The organism is Macrococcus epidermidis, from assembly GCF_024205965.1.
Classification (GTDB): Bacteria; Bacillota; Bacilli; order Staphylococcales; family Staphylococcaceae; genus Macrococcoides; species Macrococcoides epidermidis.
The window spans coordinates 527,385-546,285 of sequence record NZ_CP073819.1; the positions used below are offsets into that span (position 1 = coordinate 527,385).

At 33.4% G+C, this 18,901-nt stretch carries 19 protein-coding genes; 17 read left to right on the top strand and 2 right to left on the bottom strand.

The annotated features are described in order from the left end of the window. Nucleotides 1–241: 241 nt before the first annotated feature. From KFV12_RS02885 to KFV12_RS02930, 10 genes are read left to right on the top strand one after another with little or no spacing between them, the layout of a single operon-like run. Nucleotides 242–1,534 (top strand): ABC transporter substrate-binding protein, encoded by a 1,293-nt coding sequence (locus KFV12_RS02885; RefSeq protein WP_254257246.1) that lies wholly within the window; start codon nucleotides 242–244, stop codon nucleotides 1,532–1,534. Between the two features lie 57 nt (nucleotides 1,535–1,591). After that, entirely contained in the window at nucleotides 1,592–2,458 is an 867-nt protein-coding gene (locus tag KFV12_RS02890) for a carbohydrate ABC transporter permease (RefSeq protein ID WP_099581315.1), read from the top strand. Next, entirely contained in the window at nucleotides 2,458–3,270 is an 813-nt protein-coding gene (locus tag KFV12_RS02895; RefSeq protein ID WP_099581313.1) for a carbohydrate ABC transporter permease, read from the top strand. The genes KFV12_RS02890 and KFV12_RS02895 overlap by 1 nt, the downstream gene beginning before the upstream one ends. Continuing rightward, the gene (locus tag KFV12_RS02900) at nucleotides 3,271–4,281 is read left to right on the top strand and encodes a LacI family DNA-binding transcriptional regulator (protein ID WP_111714104.1); all 1,011 of its coding nucleotides are present in this window, start codon (nucleotides 3,271–3,273) and stop codon (nucleotides 4,279–4,281) included. Further along, on the top strand, nucleotides 4,278–4,991 hold the full coding sequence (locus KFV12_RS02905) for a ThuA domain-containing protein (protein ID WP_254257247.1): 714 nt from the start codon (nucleotides 4,278–4,280) through the stop codon (nucleotides 4,989–4,991). The genes KFV12_RS02900 and KFV12_RS02905 overlap by 4 nt, the downstream gene beginning before the upstream one ends. Before the next feature lies 1 nt (nucleotide 4,992). After that, entirely contained in the window at nucleotides 4,993–6,009 is a 1,017-nt protein-coding gene (locus KFV12_RS02910) for a Gfo/Idh/MocA family protein (RefSeq protein ID WP_099581307.1), read from the top strand. Continuing rightward, nucleotides 6,010–7,056 carry a Gfo/Idh/MocA family protein gene (locus tag KFV12_RS02915; protein ID WP_254257248.1) on the top strand — a complete coding sequence of 349 codons (1,047 nt, stop codon included), beginning with the start codon at nucleotides 6,010–6,012 and terminating at the stop codon, nucleotides 7,054–7,056. Nucleotides 7,057–7,068: 12 nt separating this feature from the next. Beyond that, nucleotides 7,069–8,037: a sugar phosphate isomerase/epimerase family protein gene (locus tag KFV12_RS02920; RefSeq protein ID WP_111714108.1), complete on the top strand. Its 969-nt coding sequence runs from the start codon at nucleotides 7,069–7,071 to the stop codon at nucleotides 8,035–8,037. 10 nt (nucleotides 8,038–8,047) lie between these two features. Then, entirely contained in the window at nucleotides 8,048–9,157 is a 1,110-nt protein-coding gene (locus KFV12_RS02925) for an ABC transporter ATP-binding protein (protein ID WP_111714109.1), read from the top strand. A 21-nt stretch (nucleotides 9,158–9,178) separates the two neighbouring features. Next, nucleotides 9,179–10,834 (top strand): glycoside hydrolase family 13 protein, encoded by a 1,656-nt coding sequence (locus KFV12_RS02930; RefSeq protein ID WP_254257249.1) that lies wholly within the window; start codon nucleotides 9,179–9,181, stop codon nucleotides 10,832–10,834. A gap of 48 nt (nucleotides 10,835–10,882) precedes the next feature. On the opposite strand, the gene KFV12_RS02935 is transcribed toward KFV12_RS02930, so the two are convergent. Next, the gene (locus KFV12_RS02935; RefSeq protein WP_254257250.1) at nucleotides 10,883–11,293 is read right to left on the bottom strand and encodes a DUF2188 domain-containing protein; all 411 of its coding nucleotides are present in this window, start codon (nucleotides 11,291–11,293) and stop codon (nucleotides 10,883–10,885) included. A 194-nt stretch (nucleotides 11,294–11,487) separates the two neighbouring features. Here KFV12_RS02935 and KFV12_RS02940 point away from each other — a divergent pair, with 194 nt between their 5' ends. The 4 genes from KFV12_RS02940 to KFV12_RS02955 all read left to right on the top strand — a co-directional run bounded on the left by KFV12_RS02940 (nucleotide 11,488) and on the right by KFV12_RS02955 (nucleotide 15,067). Beyond that, nucleotides 11,488–11,811 (top strand): antibiotic biosynthesis monooxygenase family protein, encoded by a 324-nt coding sequence (locus tag KFV12_RS02940; protein WP_111714112.1) that lies wholly within the window; start codon nucleotides 11,488–11,490, stop codon nucleotides 11,809–11,811. 147 nt (nucleotides 11,812–11,958) lie between these two features. Further along, entirely contained in the window at nucleotides 11,959–13,521 is a 1,563-nt protein-coding gene (locus tag KFV12_RS02945) for a hypothetical protein (RefSeq protein ID WP_254257251.1), read from the top strand. 279 nt (nucleotides 13,522–13,800) lie between these two features. After that, nucleotides 13,801–14,751, top strand: coding sequence for a hypothetical protein (locus tag KFV12_RS02950; RefSeq protein WP_254257252.1), 951 nt, complete (start codon nucleotides 13,801–13,803; stop codon nucleotides 14,749–14,751). A gap of 94 nt (nucleotides 14,752–14,845) precedes the next feature. Next, entirely contained in the window at nucleotides 14,846–15,067 is a 222-nt protein-coding gene (locus tag KFV12_RS02955) for a hypothetical protein (RefSeq protein ID WP_254257253.1), read from the top strand. Here KFV12_RS02955 and KFV12_RS02960 read toward each other — a convergent pair. Beyond that, nucleotides 15,055–15,585, bottom strand: a complete 531-nt coding sequence (locus KFV12_RS02960) for a hypothetical protein (RefSeq protein WP_254257254.1) — start codon at nucleotides 15,583–15,585, stop codon at nucleotides 15,055–15,057. The genes KFV12_RS02955 and KFV12_RS02960 overlap by 13 nt on opposite strands. Nucleotides 15,586–15,780: 195 nt before the next feature. Here KFV12_RS02960 and KFV12_RS02965 point away from each other — a divergent pair, with 195 nt between their 5' ends. The 3 genes from KFV12_RS02965 (at nucleotide 15,781) to KFV12_RS02975 (ending at nucleotide 18,660) form a co-directional block, all read left to right on the top strand. Then, nucleotides 15,781–16,791, top strand: a complete 1,011-nt coding sequence (locus KFV12_RS02965; protein WP_254257255.1) for a hypothetical protein — start codon at nucleotides 15,781–15,783, stop codon at nucleotides 16,789–16,791. Between the two features lie 189 nt (nucleotides 16,792–16,980). Then, a complete protein-coding gene (locus KFV12_RS02970) occupies nucleotides 16,981–17,499 on the top strand; it encodes a YdhK family protein (RefSeq protein WP_254257256.1) in 519 nt (172 codons plus the stop codon). A 144-nt stretch (nucleotides 17,500–17,643) separates the two neighbouring features. Continuing rightward, complete coding sequence (locus tag KFV12_RS02975; protein ID WP_254257257.1) at nucleotides 17,644–18,660, top strand: hypothetical protein; 1,017 nt, start codon at nucleotides 17,644–17,646, stop codon at nucleotides 18,658–18,660. Nucleotides 18,661–18,901 lie beyond the last annotated feature (241 nt).

Here is an 18,901-nt window from a genome sequence, read left to right on the forward strand (position 1 = left end):
AGTACTTAAATCATCTTATTATTAAAAGAATTTTCTAACAATTGAATTTTTAAGAATTATTAGAAAATTAAACTGATATTTCTATGAGGTTATTGCACTTAAAAAGTATTGAAAAAGTGTTAGATAAAAAAGTTATGCAATCGTTTGCAAAAAAATATTGCACTATCAAAAATAATGTGATAATCTTTAGTTGTATTAAATGAAAACGTTTTCCTAAAAACTAAACAAAAGGAGATTGACGATGAAGAAAAAGACGTATTTATCGTGGGTAGCATTAATTGTATTAACCCTTGTATTAGCGGCTTGTGGTAACTCAGGCTCAGGCGGAGGTACTGCAAAAGATGGAGACAAAACAACAGTAAATGTATTCCAGTTCAAAGTAGAATTCAAACAGCAGTTTGAAGATATGGCAAAAAAATATATGGCTGAACATCCTGATGTTCAAATCAATATCGATACTGTTGGTGGTGGTAATGACTACGGTCAAGCTTTAAAAGCAAAAATCGCTTCGAAAAATGAACCAGATATTTTCAATATTGGTGGTCCAGAAGATTTAGAAGTTCACAAAAATCGTTTAGCTGATTTATCAGATATGAAAGCTACTAAAGCAGTAATTAACGAAGATTTATTAGCACCTGTTCAAAAAGATGGTAAAACTTACGGTATCCCAATGAACCAGGAAGGATATGGTTTAATCTACAACAAAGAAATCTTCGAAAAAGCTGGTGTTAAAGCTGAAGATATTAAAACTTTAGATGATCTAGAAAAAGTTGCAGAAAAAATCGATGCTAAAAAATCAGAGTTAAAACTTTCTGGCGTATTCGCTTTACCTGCAAAAGAGAAATGGGTGTTAAGTGACCATGCTTCAAGCATGTTCTTAGCAACTGACTTTGATAATGATATTAAAAAAGCTTCTGAAGCAAAAACGTTAACATTCTCTAAAGCTGATCAATTAAAACAATACTTAGATATTCAAAACAAATATTCAAAACAACCTGTTGCATCTTTAGATTACTCTCAACAAGTTGAAGAATTATTCTCAACTGGTAAAGTTGCAATGATTCAACAAGGTAACTGGGCATATCCTACAGTTGAAGGTGTAAACCCAGAACTTGCGAAAAATATTGGTTTAATCGCAGTTCCAACTGGTGATAAAGAAGTTACAATGCCAGTAGGGGTTGCAAACAACTGGGCAGTTAACAAAAAATCAGATGAAAAAGTTCAAAAAGCAGCAAAAGATTTCTTAGACTGGTTATATACTTCTGAAGAAGGTAAGAAAATCGTTGTAGAAGATTTCAAATTTATTCCTGCTTATAAAGACTATGATACTGATAAGATTGCTGATCCATTATCAAAAGAAATCTACAAATATTCACAAGAGGGTAAAACTTCTGCCTGGGTATTTAAAGGTTATCCAACTGGATACACTGATGACGCTTTAGGTGCTTATTTACAAGATTATTTAACTGGTAAATTAACATTTGATGAAGCAATTAAAAAATCACAAGATGCTTGGGCAAAAGCACGTAAATAAAAACTTAAGGGAGAACGCTTCGGTGGTTCTCCCTTTTTTAAACAAAGGAGTGAGCATATGAAGACGAAAAGTTTAGCTTTCTGGTTATTTTTATTACCTGTATTAGTAGCTTTATTTATGGTAATTATTATTCCGTTTATATATGGTATTTACTATTCATTTACCAATTGGAATGGAGACGTTAGTCAAACACCTGGATTTGTAGGGTTTCAGAACTATGTTGATTTATTAAAAGACGATACATTTATCAATGCATTAATGTTTACATTTAAATATTCGATTGCGGCGATTTTCGTCATTAACTTTATCGGTTTAAGTTTAGCATTAATTGTAACAAGTAAGATTAAATCAAAGAATTTACTAAGAACAGTATTTTTCATGCCCAACTTAATCGGGGGATTAATTCTAGGGTTTATCTGGCAGTTTATCTTTACGAAAGTATTTGCAATGATCGGTGAAGCAATCGGTTCTACTGCGCTGCAAGGTTGGTTAAGTGATACACATACAGGTTTCTGGGGAATGGTCATCCTTTCAACATGGCAAATGGCAGGTTACATTATGATTATCTACATCGCATATTTAGAAAATGTACCAGATGATTTACTGGAAGCGGCGGAAATTGATGGTGCGAATGCTTGGCAACGTTTCAAAAATATTACCTTCCCAATGGTAGCACCTGCATTTACAGTATGTATGTTCTTAACGTTATCAGGTGCATTTAAAATTTATGATCAGAACTTATCTTTAACAAATGGTGGCCCAGGTAACTCAACGAAAATGTTAGCGATGGATATTGTAGATACAGCATTTAAGATGAATCACATGGGTGAAGCACAAGCGAAAGCGGTTGTATTCTTCCTTATCGTAACAGTGATTAGTTTAACGCAAGTATACTATAACAAGAAACGTGAGGTGGAAATGTAATGGCTAAAGTCAGAAGATGGGGATTGGAAATATTAGCAATTATTTTAGGTTTAATTTGGTTATCACCGTTTTACCTGATGATTGTAAATGCTTTTAAGACAAAGTTAGAAATCTTTGATAATACTTTAAAACTTCCGGCAAACGTTACTTTCCAGAATTTTAAAGATGCTTTTGAACAGTTATCTTTTTTACGTACATTCTTTAATTCAGTGCTTGTATCAGTGATAGCAGTAACATTAATTATTATTTTCTCAAGTATGGCAGCATACGCTTTAAATCGTAATAAAAGTAAGGTTTCAGGCATCATATTCTTCTTATTCGTTGCAGCGATGCTGATACCTTTCCAATCAGTAATGATTCCACTTGTTAAGATATTTGGTGATTTACAAAGCTTAAATATCAGTGGATTAATCTTTATGTACTTAGGTTTCGGTGCAAGTTTATCTATTTTCCTATACCACGGTGCATTACAAAGTATCCCGAAATCATTAGATGAAGCAGCTATGATTGATGGTGCAAGTAAATGGCAGGTTTTCTGGTATATCATATTCCCGATGTTAAAACCAATTTCAGTTACAGTAGGTATTTTAAATATTATTTGGATTTGGAATGACTACCTATTGCCAAGTTTAGTATTAGGTGCTGGTCAGGAAACAATTCCACTTAAATTATTCTTCTTCTTTGGACAATATACGAAACAGTGGCACTTAGCTTTAGCAGGATTAACTTTATCAATCATACCGGTTATTATCGGTTACTTCTTTGCACAGAAACATATTATTAAAGGCGTATCGGATGGGGCTGTGAAATAGTTGGTAACAATCAAGGATGTAGCTAAAAGAGCGAGTGTATCACCTTCTACTGTATCGCGTGTGATTAGTAATCATAGCGGTATCAGTAGTGAAACAAAGAAGAAAGTACAGAAAGTAATGGACGAAATAGGTTATACACCAAATTTATCTGCACGTTATCTTGTAACGAAACAGACAAAAACAATATTACTCGTGTTAAAGACTGCTTCGATTGAAATGAGACAGAACCCCTTTTTCACTGACGTATTAATCAGTGTTTCAAAGGTCTGTAAAGAGAATGGATATTCAACGATTACGACAACAAGTATCGATGAGCAAGCACTATTTAAAGAAGTTAAGAATTATTTAGATAGTCGTATGATTGACGGTGTTATTTTACTATACTCAAAACAAGACAAAGTAACAGATTATCTAAAGTCAAAATCTTTCCCGTTTGTAGTGATCGGTAAAGCGCTTGATGATAATTATCCTGTTATGTATATCGATAATGATAACGTAAAGGCAAGCGAACAGTTAACGGAATATATGGTAGAACTTGGTCACAAAAACCTACTATTTATTCGTGAACAAGGTGATTATGAGGTAAGTAAAGATAGAGAATGGGGATTCATCAATGTTTGCAGAAAACACGGTATTGATTATGAAGTATTAGAAGGCACGCTTGAATTAAAAGAAGCTGAATCTATATTTAAAGAAATTAATATTGAAAGATTTAGTGGTTTGATTACATCAGACAGTATGATGAATTTGTTAGTTTTAAATATACTTTATCAGATGAAAATTAATGTACCTGAAACAATACAGACCGCAACATTTAATGACTCATTTTTAAGTGAAACTGCATGTCCATCACAAACTGTCGTCAATATTTATCCGGAATCACTGGGCAAAGTAGCAGCAACGAATTTAATTGAACTATTATCAGATAAAGCATTTCCAATATATAACGTGATTATTCCTACAACAATAATTGAAAGAAACTCAACACAAATGATTGGAGCGAGCAGATGAATATTACAGTATGGAATGAATATAGACACGAAAAAGAATCAGAAAAAGTGAGACTTCATTATCCAGAAGGGATTCATAAAGTTATTGCAGACTTTCTAGAAGGTGATGTAACGACCGCAACACTTGATATGCCTGAACATGGTTTAACAGAAGAAGTCTTAAATCGAACAGATGTATTAATTTGGTGGGGACATAAAGCACATGATGAAGTCAGTGATGAAATTGTTGAGAAAGTGCATCAAAGAATTTTAGAAGGTATGGGGTTTATTGCCTTGCATAGTGCGCATTTCTCAAAAGTATTTAAGAAACTCATGGGTACAGGCTGTGATTTAAAGTGGAGAGAAGCAGGAGAAAAAGAAAGAATCTGGGTAATCAAACCTGCACATCCTATCGCCGAGGGTCTGCCAGAATACTTTGAACTCGAAGAAGAAGAGATGTACGGTGAACACTTTGATATTCCGGCACCAGATGAATTATTATTCTTAAGTTGGTTTGAAGGTGGAGAAGTATTTAGAAGTGGTGCTACTTTTACACGTGGTAATGGCAAGATTTTCTACTTCCGTCCTGGTCATGAAACGTATCCGACATACCATAACGAATATGTTCAAAAAGTCATTAAAAATGCAGTGAATTGGGTGAAACCAACTCAATCAACATATCCAACGTATGGTAATCATCAACCGATAGAATCGTTACAGAAAGGTGAATAATATGGCACAATTAAATGTAGGTATTATTGGAGTAGGTAGCATTGCTACACATAGACATATCCCTGAATATCAGCTTTTAGAAGATGTAAATATCGTTGCATATTGTGATATTGTACAGGAGCGTGCTTCTGAATATGCAGAACAATTTGGTGGCAAAAGTTACGATAACTATAAAGCATTACTACAAGATGATTCAATTGATGCAGTTAGTATCTGTACACCAAACTATTTACATGCTGAGATTGCGATAGAAGCTTTAACAGCTGGAAAGCATGTCTTATGTGAAAAACCGATGGCAACAACGATTGAAGATGCAGAGCGTATGATCGAAGCAGCAACAAACTCAGGAAAACAATTAATGATTGCTCAAAATCAACGATTTACAGAAGCACATGAACTAGCTCGCGAAACACTTTCACAAGGTAAGCTAGGTAAAATTTATTCATTCAAAACAACTTTTGGACATGCTGGTCCAGAGTCATGGAGTGTGGACGGTGCAAATAGCTGGTTCTTTGACAAAAGACGCGCTTTTATTGGAGCTATGGGAGATCTAGGTGTTCATAAAATTGACTTAATGCATTATTTATTGAATGAAACGTTCACTGAAGTTGGTGCGATGATCGAAACAAGTGAAAAAGAAGGTACTGTTGATGATAATGCAGTCTTTATTTTGAAAACTAAAAGTGGTGCTATAGGAACAATGAGTGCTGCATGGGTGTACAAGGGTGAAGAAGATAACAGTACAATTATTTATGGTGAAAAAGGCATATTAAAACTTAACACAGATTCTGAATTTAACTATATCTTTATTGATGAAGAAGGCAATAAAGAAGCATATAAATTAGGTAAGATACAAACAAATGACGCACAAACGTCAACAGGTACGATAGAGCGATTTATTGAAGCGATTCAAGGTGGTCAACCAGTACCAGTAGATGGGCAGGATGGATTAGCATCATTAAATGTAATCGTAAAAGCTTTACAATCAGCACAAGAGAAAAAAGTGGTGAAGATTTAAATGGAACAAGTAAAGATTGGTATCGTTGGAGCAGGAGGAATCGCAACAGGTAGACACATCCCTACATTCCAGCAGTTCCAGGAAGTTAGTGTAAGTCATATTTATGATATCGATGCTGAGAAAGCAAAGATTGTGGCAACTGAGTTTGGTATAGAACATGTTTGTGATACGTATGAAGAAATGCTTGAAGCAGTAGACGCAGTAATCATTACTACTCCGAACAAGTTTCATGCACCTTATACAATCCAGGCACTCAATCGAGATGTTCATGTGATGTGTGAAAAACCGATGGCATTAACGAGTGAAGAGTGTGATGCGATGATTGAAGCAGAGGAACGTAGTGAAGGCGTATTACATATCGCATATCATTATCGTTTCATGAAAGAAGCAATAGCAGCTAAACAAATCATTGATCAAGGCGGTATCGGTGAACCTCTTGTAATTAACGTTAAAGCAATGCGACGTCGTAAAGTACCTGGTTGGGGAGTGTTTACGAATAAAGATCTGCAAGGTGGCGGTTCATTGATTGATTATGGATGTCATCTAATAGATTTAGCGATGTGGCTAGCAGGAGATATTAAACCTATTGAAGTAAATGGAACGACATATAATCGTTTAAGTAAAGACAACCATGACATCGTCAATGAATGGGGAAATTTTGATGCATCCACTTTTGAAGTAGATGACCATGTTACAGCATATGTTAAGTTTGATAATCAGGCTTCAATGTTATTTGAAACAAGTTGGTCAGCAAATATTGAACATGATGAAGAATTCATTAGTATAGCAGGTACTAAAGGCGGCATTAATGTATTTGATATGAAATACAATACAGCTTCAGAAGGTTTGATGACGACAACCACGATAGATTACGTGCAGGAGAAAAATACTTTCGAGTATTTACAGGCTAGCAATTTTATTAGAACAATCTTGCATGATTCAGTATTAAAAGTGAAATCTGTTGAAGCACGTAACGTATCTAAAATAATTGAAGCAATTTACTTAAGCAGTGCACAAAACAAAGCGATAAAAATTCAAAATAGTTAGGAGAAGATCACGATGAAATTAGGCGTATTCAATCCTTTATTTAATGATTTATCATTTACAGAAATGTTAGATTATGCACATAAAGCAGGTTTAGAAGCAGTTGAAGTAGGAACAGGAGGAAATCCTGGTAGTGCACATATTGATGTAGATTTATTGCTGGCATCAGAAAGTGCACGTGAAGAATATTTAGCAGAATTCTCAAAAAGAGGATTGATGATCAGTGCATTTAGTTGTCACGGTAATCCGATTTCACCAAATGAAGCTGAACGCGTTGATTCAGACAATGCTTTAAGAAAATCAATTAAACTAGCATCATTGATGAATGTTCAAGTTGTGAACTGCTTTAGTGGTACAAGTGGTGCAGATGATAATAGTAAATATCCAAATTGGCCGGTAGTAGCATGGCCAACCGAGTATAAAGATATTTATGAATGGCAATGGGAACAAAAACTTATTCCATATTGGAAAGAAATAGCGGAACTTGCAAAAGAGCATAATGTAAAGATTGGTATTGAGTTACATGGTGGATTCTTAGTGCATTCACCTTATACTATGCTGAAATTACGTGAAGCTACAAATGAATATATTGGTGCAAATTTAGATCCGAGTCATATGTGGTGGCAAGGTATTGATCCCGTAGCAGCAATTAAAATTTTAGGTAAAGAGCATGCGATTCATCATTTCCATGCTAAAGATACATATATTGATCAGGATAATGTCAATATGCATGGTTTGTTAGATATGCAGCCGTATGGAGATGTTCTAACACGCAGCTGGACGTTTAGAAGTGTGGGTTGTGGACATGACAAATTCGTCTGGTCAAATATGATGAGTGCATTAAGAACTTATGGCTATGATTATGTAGTCAGCATTGAACATGAAGATCCATTAATGAGTGTTGATGAAGGTTTTAGCACAGCAGTTAAGAACTTAAAAGAAGTACTAATAAAAGAAACGCCTGCAAACATGTGGTGGGCATAGGAGTGATATCATGGCAAATATTAAATTAGAACATATTAAAAAGACATATCCAGGTGGCAATACAGTCGTTAAAGATTTCAATCTTGAAATCCAGGATAAAGAATTCATCGTATTCGTTGGACCTTCAGGGTGTGGGAAATCAACAACATTAAGAATGATTGCAGGACTTGAAGATATTACTTCAGGTGAATTTACAATTGATGGTGTAAGAATGAATGACGTTGCACCGAAGAATCGTGATATCGCAATGGTATTCCAAAATTATGCGTTATATCCACATATGACGGTATTTGATAATATGGCATTCGGTTTAAAATTAAGAAAATTACCGAAAGATGAGATTAAGCGCCGTGTACATGAAGCAGCTGAAATATTAGGACTTACAGAATATTTAAATCGTAAACCAAAAGCATTATCTGGTGGACAACGTCAAAGGGTTGCACTAGGTCGTGCAATTGTCCGTGATGCAAAAGTGTTCTTAATGGATGAACCATTATCTAACCTGGATGCTAAATTACGTGTCCAAATGAGAGCGGAGATTTCAAAATTACATGAAAGAATTCAGACAACGACTATCTATGTAACACATGACCAGACAGAAGCGTTAACGATGGCATCACGTATTGTCGTATTAAAAGATGGAGATATTATGCAGGTTGGAACACCGCGTGAAGTGTATGATCATCCTGAAAATATATTTGTAGCGGAGTTTATCGGCTCCCCACCAATGAATATCTTTGATGCAACACTTACTGAAAATGGTGTAGTTATCGGCAATAAAACATTTGAAGTTCCAGGTGGTATTATGAAATCATTAAAATCTCGTGGATACGTGGGGAAAAATATTAAATTTGGTATCAGACCAGAAGATATTCATGATGAGACTTTATTTATCAATGCTTCATTAAAAACTTCATTTGATTCAACAGTGACAGTAAGTGAGTTACTTGGTTCTGAAGTGATGATCTATTCTCAATTAGAAGGACAGGAATTTATTTCTAAAGTAGATGCACGTAATGATTTATATGCAGGAGATAAGATTACATTAGCATTTGATATGAACAAAGCACATTTCTTTGATGAAGAAACAACAGAAAGAATTAAAAATGTAAACGAGTAAAAGTGCACGAAGGAGAAAGCGATGAAAAGACAGTGGTGGAAAGAAGCGGTTTGTTATCAGGTTTATCCAAGAAGTTTTAAAGATTCAAATGGAGACGGTATTGGTGATATTAACGGCATTACTGAAAAGTTAGATTACTTAAAAGCATTAGGTATTGATGTCATCTGGGTATCTCCAATTTATGATTCACCAAACGATGATAATGGTTACGATATTAGTGATTATCAAAATATTATGAGTGACTTCGGTACGATGGAAGACTTTGATCGATTATTACAAGAAACGCACCAACGTGGTATGAAACTTATTATGGATCTTGTGGTTAATCATACAAGTGATGAACATCCTTGGTTTATAGAAGCAAAGACATCTGAACACTCAGAGTACAGAGACTGGTATATCTGGCAGGATAGTAAAGATGGAAAAGAACCGAATAACTGGGCAAGTATCTTTGAAGGATCTGCATGGGAATATGACCCGGTATCTGAACAATATTATTTCCATACGTTCAGTAGAAAACAACCCGATTTAAACTGGGATAATCAAGAGATGCGTCATGCAATTTATAATATGATTAACTGGTGGCTGGATAAAGGAATTGACGGGTTCAGAGTAGATGCTATCAGTCATATTAAGAAATCATTTGATAAAGGTGATATTGAAAACCCAGTAGGATTAGAATATGTTCAATCCTTTACAAGACATATGAATCAGCCTGGTATACAGACGTACCTTGAAGAATTAAAGAGAGAAACATTTGAGAAGTACGACATAATGACTGTTGGTGAAGCAAATGGAGTTACAATTGAAGACTCAAATGAGTGGGTTGGAGAAGAAGATGGCAAGTTTAATATGGTCTTCCAGTTCGAACATCTTAAACTTTGGGAGATTCATGACAAGAAACTCAACATCTTAAAATACAAAAATGTATTGAATAACTGGCAAGTTGGACTTCATAACAGAGGATGGAATGCGCTGTTCATAGAAAATCATGATAGACCAAGAATACCGTCTACATGGGGTTCTGAAGACTATCGTATGGAAAGTGCAACTGCTCATGGTGCAGTATACTTCCTTCAGCAAGGAACACCTTTTATTTACCAGGGTCAGGAAATTGGCATGACGAATTATCCGTTTACTGATATTACTGAATTTGATGATGTACATGCGAAAAATATCTATAATATGGATCTTGCTTCCGGTAGAGAATCAGATGACATTATTGCAGACTTGCAACTCAATTCTAGAGATAATTCTAGAACACCGATGCAATGGGACAATAGTGAAAATGCTGGATTTACAGAAGGTACACCATGGATGAAAGTTAATCCGAACTATACTATGATTAACGTGCAGGAAGAAGAAAGAAATGAGCATTCAGTATTAAACTTTTACAAAAAAATGATTCAGTTTAAAAAATCACATGATATCGTTACTTACGGTGACTTCAAATTAGTTTATGCAGAAAATGAACATGTATTTGCATATCTGCGAACGTTAGATAATGAAAAGTTATATGTTATCGGAAATTTAACTGATCAGGAAGTGACATTACAATCAGAAAATATTCAATATAACTCAGAAGATATCGTTTTAAATAACTATGCAATTGAAGCACACAATGACACATCATTATCATTAAAACCATTCGAAACAAGAGTATATTATGTGAAATAAAGAAAATCCCTTGAGTTTTCAAGGGGTTTTTACTATATATTATAAAAGTTATTCACCTTTCTTATGCTCGATCACTTTACTACCTTTATTCTCAGCAATTTCTTTTGCACGGGCAACTGCCTCTTTTTTCGTATCGAATGTTTGAGATGCACGTTTAGAACCTTTTGTCTTCACTTTCCATGATTCATCTTCGTAATACACTTCAACATCATTATCCATTAAATCAACATTCACTGAATCGTCTTTTTTATGCTGAGTGATCTTTTTATTTTTTAAATCATCCAGTTCGTCTTTTGTCGCATCTTTATACCAGTCTTGAGCTTGTTTCGTGGCGATAGGGATTAAATCTTCTTCTTTGTAACCTTGTTTCAACATTGCGTTACCGATATCGATGGCTTTCTTACGCTCGAGTTCATCAAAGTTCTTCCAGCTATTAGGATAATCTTTCATTGTCCACATGTCGAAACCTCCCAAAAATTATATTCAATTTATATATAACCTGTAATAAATTTCTTAAGCACTTAATATTAAAAAATTTATTTTACTAACAAATATAGTTATATATTATTATGATGATCTCACGAAAGAATGCAGTTCTATTATCTTTAAGATGAGGTTTAATATCTGATAAAATAAATAAAAGGAGTGATAATGTGATTACAGTAAATATTTATTATACAGGAATTAACGGCAATGCACGAAAGTTTGCTGAGGAAATGAAGCGTACAGGGATAGTAGACAGAATTAAAGCACAACCAGGGAATACGCGTTATGAATATTTTATACCAGTTGATGATCCTGAAACAATCTTATTAATCGATAGCTGGGAGAATCAAGAAGCAATTGATAAACATCATGCTTCTGAAATGATGGCAGAAATAACAGAGCTGCGAGAGAAATATGATTTACGTATGAAAGTAGAGCGCTATGTATCGGATGAATTAGGAGAGCGTGATGCGAAGTTTATAAGAGAGTAGACCTTCCTTTATTGGGAGGGTTTTTTTGTATATAAATTAAATAAGTATATTAAATATTTAATTAATTTATATTAATCTAATGATATACTTAAGATATAGAATAATACCTATAATTTAATAAATTACTATATAATGGGAGCGTATATTATGATGAAAAGAAACTTAACAATTGGTGCTATGATTATTCCAACCTTATTATTAGCTGCGTGTAATACAGAGAAAAAAGAAGAAACGGTTAAAACAGAAGAACAATCAACTGATAAAAAATCTGCAAATAAAACTGATAATAAGACATCAACAGCAACTGAAGAAAAACAAGATGACATTAAGAGTTCGATTGATACAGAAGCATTAAAGAATATAGATACACTCTCAGACGATTTTAAAAATGAGTTTGAAAGTAATAACCAGATTGGATATAAAGGATTAGTTAAAGGTTTAACTTTTAAAGAAGTTAAAGCTGCAATGGGTGATTTTGAAATTAAGAATCTTTATTACAAAAATCATGGTGTCGTATTTCAAGAATATCCTAACATAGAAATTATTTTTGGTGATGGTTCAGAAGGTGTACCAAGTGATAATGAAAAAATATCAACAATTTACTTTAATCAAAATGGTACATTAATTCCCATGGAAGATTTAGAGCCAGTATGGGGAACACCTAAGCATACTGGTTTTTGGGTTGGTGGCATATTCTTAAAGTATTATGAAAATCCAGATGGTACCTATACGGAAGTTGAAATCGGCAGAGGAGAATACTCAGGCGTACGAAAGTTGACTAAAGAACAATATACCGAAGCATTACGTTCAAGTTATACAGTTAGTGATACAGATTTAACATTAAATGTAATGCATCATAATGTTGCAGAAGGATTGATCAGTAACTTCTTTAGTATTGAGAATGTAAAAGTAGGTAGCGATGCGTCTGCAGTTACTGAATTATTCGGAAATGGCAGTAAAGAAATTGGTAAATACTCGGTTGATGAAGATGGAGACATAGTAACGAAGGTTGCTATGGATATTAGTGGAGATAAAATCAATATTGAACAATTACGTGAGTTCTGGGGAAGCAAATATACTGAAGAGAATGACGGCGATCAAATCGTAACGATATATGACGTTCAACCTGATGACGGATATGTTACGAAAGCGATAAGTGATAGCAACGGTATCGTTCAGGAAGTAGGAGTATATTCAGATGACTACTCAGAAAGTTCTAGTGATTCTTCAGGAGATGCAAGTAGTTCTGAAAATGTTGTAGATGATGCCAATATCGACATGGTAGATGGTATAGCGCATTATAATCTTCCGGATATTACGACATTTAAATTTGGATATCAATTTTGTACCAATAATTTTGAAATATTAGGTTATAAAGTCGGTGACGATGCGGGAGATTTAATTGAACAGTTAGGTGACACAGTAGAAGAGAAATCGGGAAGAAGCGGTAGCCATACTTATGTATACGATAACTTTGAAGTATCGATTAAAGATGGCAAAGTATTTAGCTATATTATGCAACCGACGGATCAATATCCTGAATTCGTGAGTCTTGCAGGACAATGGGATTCTTCACCTGATTTTGAAGATGAGCATCACATGCGTTTTGATAATAATAAGACGAATGGCTTCTATGTAGAAGTTTACGACAACGGTGAAGGGTTAGTAAATGGTATTGCGATATTTGGTGAGAATTATAGTGGTAGATAATTGATATTATTATGGTTATATTTTGAAAGCTCAAAATCAACGATGAAATAATTGAATAGACTCAAATATATTTTTAAAGATGAATGTAGTTATTATATATATCATTAAGCTGAGACCATAATAAGCGATTCAAAGTCCAGATAAAAAATCTGGGCTTTTTTCTATAAAAAAATTTAATTAATAATAATATAATATGTAACATATTTACTTTAATTGATATAATTTTATATATAAACGTGTATTACATTTAAATACAAATTAAACAATAGGAGTTTTGATATGAAGAAAATCGTGAGTATTGCAGCGAGTACTTTTATTCTATTAGCAGGATGTTCAAATGAATCAGCTGATGAAGCTAAAAAAAATGAAGATACTAAACCGAAAGTTGAAAAAACAGAAGAGAAGTCTAGTGTTGAAAAGAAAGAAGTGACAGATAACAGTACAGAAACTGAAGAAAAAGTGGAATCAACAGAAAATAGTAATAGTGCAGTGAAAGTGGAAGATAAGGCAATAGATGCTGAAGATGATATAAATTTAGATGAAAAAACTAAGATCGCCTTAGCTTTCTTTGCTGATGGTATTGAAAATTATAGTTTAAATGCTGAAGAGCTACTCACTGGAAAATACGTAAAGCAAGGCCCACAGGGTGAAGAAGCTAAACGGGTTTATAGAATATTATTAAGAGAAGAACAGGGTCCAAGTGATGCTAACAACATGAAGTTTTATACTGTATATCCGAGTAAGGGGATGTTTAAATCTGTTGTAGGAGTTAGTGATGAAGAAATTTTTGTTGCCGGTACGCAGAATGATATTAATCTTATTGATATTCACGATTCATCAAATGGAGTCTTAGTCAGTACAAAAGATTTGTATGAAAAGTATAAGAATAACTCTGCACTAAAAGAATTGGCTGAAAAAATTGAAATTACGGATATAAATCCTATGCAAAATGAAGCAACAAAATCAGAGTTTGATTTACATGAAAGTGCAACTGCTATGTTAACAGCTAAGCAAAATATGATTAATGAGGTATTAGCATTTGAAGGTGTTGAGTATTTTGAAGATTTAGGGCTGATATCGGATGATGTAAGAGTAAATGAAAATACAGGGGAGTTCACGCTTAATTTAAGAAATCAAGATTTAGAAAAAGTAGCTACATATAAGTCAGCAAATTCAGGAGTAGTGAAAATAGATCCACAAGGCAATAAGATGGATAAAGGATTTAAATAAGCATTAGTGAGTAGTAACAATTTATCTTCACATTCACTAACCATTTTTTGTCCACTCCGTTTGATATACTCTTATCAAATAGGAGGGGATTAAAATGAAGAAAGTTTACTCAGGCATTCAAACTGCAATTTATAATAAAACATATGACTTAGAAGAAGCGATCGCATTAAAATTTGGGAAAATTTATATTAGTGATGAATATGTCCTAATCAACAAACCGATAGAACTTAATCGCAATATTACTTTTGAAAATTGTGTCGTCATTTTAGGTGAGAAGGGCAGAATACTGATGAAATATTTTATCTACAATTTATGAAAACCTCGTATAGCATTAATAATTTTTATTGCTATGTGAGGTTTTTTGATCTTTTTTGATATACTCGTTTTCACGACTTTTGTAATCTTGTTATAATCTATCACTTCTAATTTTCCATCCATTAATTTCAATGTTAGCCATGGATATGACGGATCTTCTTCATTAAAATCATGCATGCGACCGATGAATTCTTTGTCATGTGCTACTGTGACTTTTACAAGACTGTCTCCATGATGCCAGAGCGAAATATGATTCTCGTCTACGCTATGATCGATATCGATATTATGTTGGATGCGTTTGATATTTGTATAAAGATGATTCACCCAGTCTATTTTAAGTAATGTTTCTAAATCATATTCATAGCCAAATTGTTCTTCGAGTATATGTTCAAAGTTATAGTCCAGCGTATTTTTAGCTAAATATAAGTCTTCTCCGATTAAATCTTTTAAGTTATAAATATCATGTTCATTTAAAAAGTCACGATCTTTCTCGCGGTACGCAATAAATTTTGGTTCCATATTATCACCTTGCTTTCTTTTTTATAATTGTAAATATTAATAGATAAGCTGACAATTATTTATTATTAAACAAAATATTATGATAACCTAAAGTATCACCAATTAATCGAATAAATATTATCTTTATTTTATTTAGATTGTATTTCCTATTTAAAACTATTAAACTAAAAGAAAAAACTGTAAAAGAGGTAAATTATGAAAAAGACTGGATTAGCTTTACTAGCTTTAGGAATGTTATTACCAACAGCAAATGCTCAAGCGGCAACGAAAGTTTCAGAATTAAAGGTTGGTAACCAGGATTATAACGCAACGATATTAAAGGATACTGTAGCTTTTAACCGTGAAACTTACAATTTATCTGCAAGTAAACAGAAGACACAATTAAAAGCTGGTACGAAAGTTGTTGTTACAAAGCATAAGTTAGTTAAAGGTTATAATTTCTTAGTGCTCAAAGGTAATCGTTATATTCCTGCAGACGATAGTTTAATTGAAATCAATGAGGCATTAAAGTCAAATATTGATTATGATAAAGCACATTTAACAAACCGTGCGAAATATTTACTGAAACAAAGTGCTAAGAAAAAATATGCGAAACAATATAAATCTTTCTTAACAGTATTAGATAAAGATTATCAAAACTGGATGAACGGCAAAGAAAACATGATGGTACTAAGTTTAGTCGGTCAAAATGTATCTATTACTGGTGAGGGGCGTGACCTAATCACTTATGCTGAATGGGTTAAGCGTAAAATGCCGAAAATTAAATTGAATCCGCAGCCGAAAGATACAGCGAAGGTTGATATTTTATCGGATCAATTTATTAGTGACTTTATTAATAATAAAAATAATATTGTTCGTGGTCATAAAGTTGGAGAAAAAGCGACTGATGTTAATAAAGATTATAAAGTTAGTGATGCTATGGTAACATACGTAGGTGTATTCCAGTATGGAAGAAACGCTGGTTTCTCTGTGGATGAGAAAACTGGTAAAGTAAATAAATTAATTTATGTGCCAAGTAAAACTGTGACGTATGATCAGATTATCAGTAAATACGGTCAACCGAAAGAGACAGCATTCTCAAATAAAACGGTATTAGAGCACATCTTATCTTATGATAAATCAGACTATGGTTATAAAGTGCATGTCGGGTTAGATAGTTTTAAAGGAAATGTGAAGTATATTATTAAAGAAGAGATTAAGAAGTAATTTTTTATTTAAGTAAATAGGTACCACATAGAGATTCTGGCTTAGGCTAGAGTCTCTTTTTTGTTTTAACTTATAATACATATATTAAATGGATATTTACTTGTGAGGATATAAAACTTTAAAGTTTGACTTATACCCCTATAGGGTATAAAATGAAGTAGAATTAATAAACTTGAAGGAGTGAAACATATGAGAAGAATAATTGCAGTAGTTGCGAGTGCAGGTATTTTGTTAAGTGGGTGTGGTGCAAATGAAGAAGCGAAACATGACGAGCATGCACATATGAATCACAATAGTGAAGCTACGCCAGCAAACATGAAAGTTGCAGAGAATCCGAAATATAAAAAAGGTGACAAAGTCACATTAACTGAAGGTCATATGCCAGGTATGAAAGATGCAGAGGGTGTTGTAAAAGAGGTTTATACAACTTATGTGTATGAAGTGAGTTATCAACCGAAGAATGGTGATAAAAAAGTAAGTCATCATAAATGGGTGGTAAACGAAGAGTTAAAAGATGCACCGAAGTCTGGCTTGAAAAAAGGCGATAAAGCTGAGATGACTGCTAATCATATGGATGGTATGAAAGGTGCAGAAGCAACAATTGATGATGTTCATAAGACAGATGTCTATGTTGTGGATTATAAAGATACAAAAACAGGTAAGACGGTTAAAGATCATAAATGGATGACTGAAGACGAGTTAAAATAATTATGTAGTATAATTCTCCGTATATGTAATTACATATGCGGATTTTTTTATATTAAAAATAAGTAAATTATTAAAAATAATATTTATTCATACACAAAATTAGTAGATAATAGAAGTAATGAATAAATTTTAAAGGGGCTTACTATGAAAAAGTTATTACTATTATCTATGACAGCAATGTTGATGGCGGCATGTGGCAATGAAGAAGAAACGAAAGAAAAAGGTGCGTCAAAAGTAGAAACTGAAACATCTGCATCTACTGAAGAGAAGAAAGAAGTAAGCACTGAAGAAAAAGCGAAAGAGACAAAAAAAGTAGTAGAGAAAAAAGATTCTACGGAAGAGAAAAACTTGAGTGATAAATATCCTTACATGGATGAAGATGGCCATATCGATATTTTGTCTGATGCGTTTATCAATGCATACACGAGACAAAACCGTATTTCAGAGTTTGCAGGTATAACGCAGGGTATGGAGGTTACTGAAGTTGAAAAGATATATGGTAAACCAACTCATGATGGTAAGAGCAGAATAAGTAGTAATCATGAGCGTTTTGGTGATATTGCGATAGAAAATACAGATTATAAAGTTTCTCAGATTTATATTAATTCATCAACGCCTCATACACGGGAAGAAATTCTTGCTAAATACGGTGTTGCTACTGAAGTTTGGAAAAGTGATGATGGAGAAGTGATTTCATTAGTTTATAACAATAATCATTCAAACGGATTCCAGCTTATCCTCCACTTTGATAAGAATGATAATTTTATCGCAATGGAACAACAACCAGAAACATATCAAATGACTGGAGAATTGATCGTAAGTGATGATGATGCTCCGAGTGCAAATGAAACACAAGCTAATAAAAGTGAGGTATCTTGTAGTTATGATAATTCTCCGGAAGTATCAAATGAAAGACAACAAAAATTACGCACAATAGCTATCGCAAATAAATGTTTAGATGATTTTGAAAAAAATCCATCTGACACAGAATCTCAAACGATTGCGTGGAATTTAATGATTAGAGGTTCTTCTCCAGGTAGTTTTTCAGGTTATCCAGATGTGAGAGCAGCTGCTGAAAAAGTGTATGATAGATTAGGTAAATATGATGAAAGAGCACTTGAGTTTAAAGATGATTTTATCAATCCATGGCCGAAAGAATAGATAAAAACTTTCAGAATCCCTGCTATAGCTTTAAACTTAGGGAAAGGAAATATTCATTCATAAAATGAAGCATCGAATTGGTACAAAATCTTTAGCTCGGGAGAGTAATTATTAATGATTCTCCCGTGCTTTTGTTGTACAAAACATAAAAATTTTTTATAATTAAAGCAACAAATTACACACCGTGGAGGGCTTATGCAGAATAGATCAATGTCTTTTTGGGAAGCAACGTAGTTATTTT

Bases quoted from the DNA above. Each gene is read 5' to 3' on its own strand.
- KFV12_RS02885 (WP_254257246.1), top strand. From the start codon at position 242: ATGAAGAAAAAGACGTATTTATCGTGGGTAGCATTAATTGTATTAACC.
- KFV12_RS02890 (WP_099581315.1), top strand. From the start codon at position 1,592: ATGAAGACGAAAAGTTTAGCTTTCTGGTTATTTTTATTACCTGTATTA.
- KFV12_RS02895 (WP_099581313.1), top strand. From the start codon at position 2,458: ATGGCTAAAGTCAGAAGATGGGGATTGGAAATATTAGCAATTATTTTA.
- KFV12_RS02905 (WP_254257247.1), top strand. From the start codon at position 4,278: ATGAATATTACAGTATGGAATGAATATAGACACGAAAAAGAATCAGAA.
- KFV12_RS02910 (WP_099581307.1), top strand. From the start codon at position 4,993: ATGGCACAATTAAATGTAGGTATTATTGGAGTAGGTAGCATTGCTACA.
- KFV12_RS02915 (WP_254257248.1), top strand. From the start codon at position 6,010: ATGGAACAAGTAAAGATTGGTATCGTTGGAGCAGGAGGAATCGCAACA.
- KFV12_RS02920 (WP_111714108.1), top strand. From the start codon at position 7,069: ATGAAATTAGGCGTATTCAATCCTTTATTTAATGATTTATCATTTACA.
- KFV12_RS02925 (WP_111714109.1), top strand. From the start codon at position 8,048: ATGGCAAATATTAAATTAGAACATATTAAAAAGACATATCCAGGTGGC.
- KFV12_RS02930 (WP_254257249.1), top strand. From the start codon at position 9,179: ATGAAAAGACAGTGGTGGAAAGAAGCGGTTTGTTATCAGGTTTATCCA.
- KFV12_RS02935 (WP_254257250.1), bottom strand. From the start codon at position 11,293: ATGTGGACAATGAAAGATTATCCTAATAGCTGGAAGAACTTTGATGAA.
- KFV12_RS02945 (WP_254257251.1), top strand. From the start codon at position 11,959: ATGATGAAAAGAAACTTAACAATTGGTGCTATGATTATTCCAACCTTA.
- KFV12_RS02950 (WP_254257252.1), top strand. From the start codon at position 13,801: ATGAAGAAAATCGTGAGTATTGCAGCGAGTACTTTTATTCTATTAGCA.
- KFV12_RS02955 (WP_254257253.1), top strand. From the start codon at position 14,846: ATGAAGAAAGTTTACTCAGGCATTCAAACTGCAATTTATAATAAAACA.
- KFV12_RS02960 (WP_254257254.1), bottom strand. From the start codon at position 15,585: ATGGAACCAAAATTTATTGCGTACCGCGAGAAAGATCGTGACTTTTTA.
- KFV12_RS02965 (WP_254257255.1), top strand. From the start codon at position 15,781: ATGAAAAAGACTGGATTAGCTTTACTAGCTTTAGGAATGTTATTACCA.
- KFV12_RS02970 (WP_254257256.1), top strand. From the start codon at position 16,981: ATGAGAAGAATAATTGCAGTAGTTGCGAGTGCAGGTATTTTGTTAAGT.
- KFV12_RS02975 (WP_254257257.1), top strand. From the start codon at position 17,644: ATGAAAAAGTTATTACTATTATCTATGACAGCAATGTTGATGGCGGCA.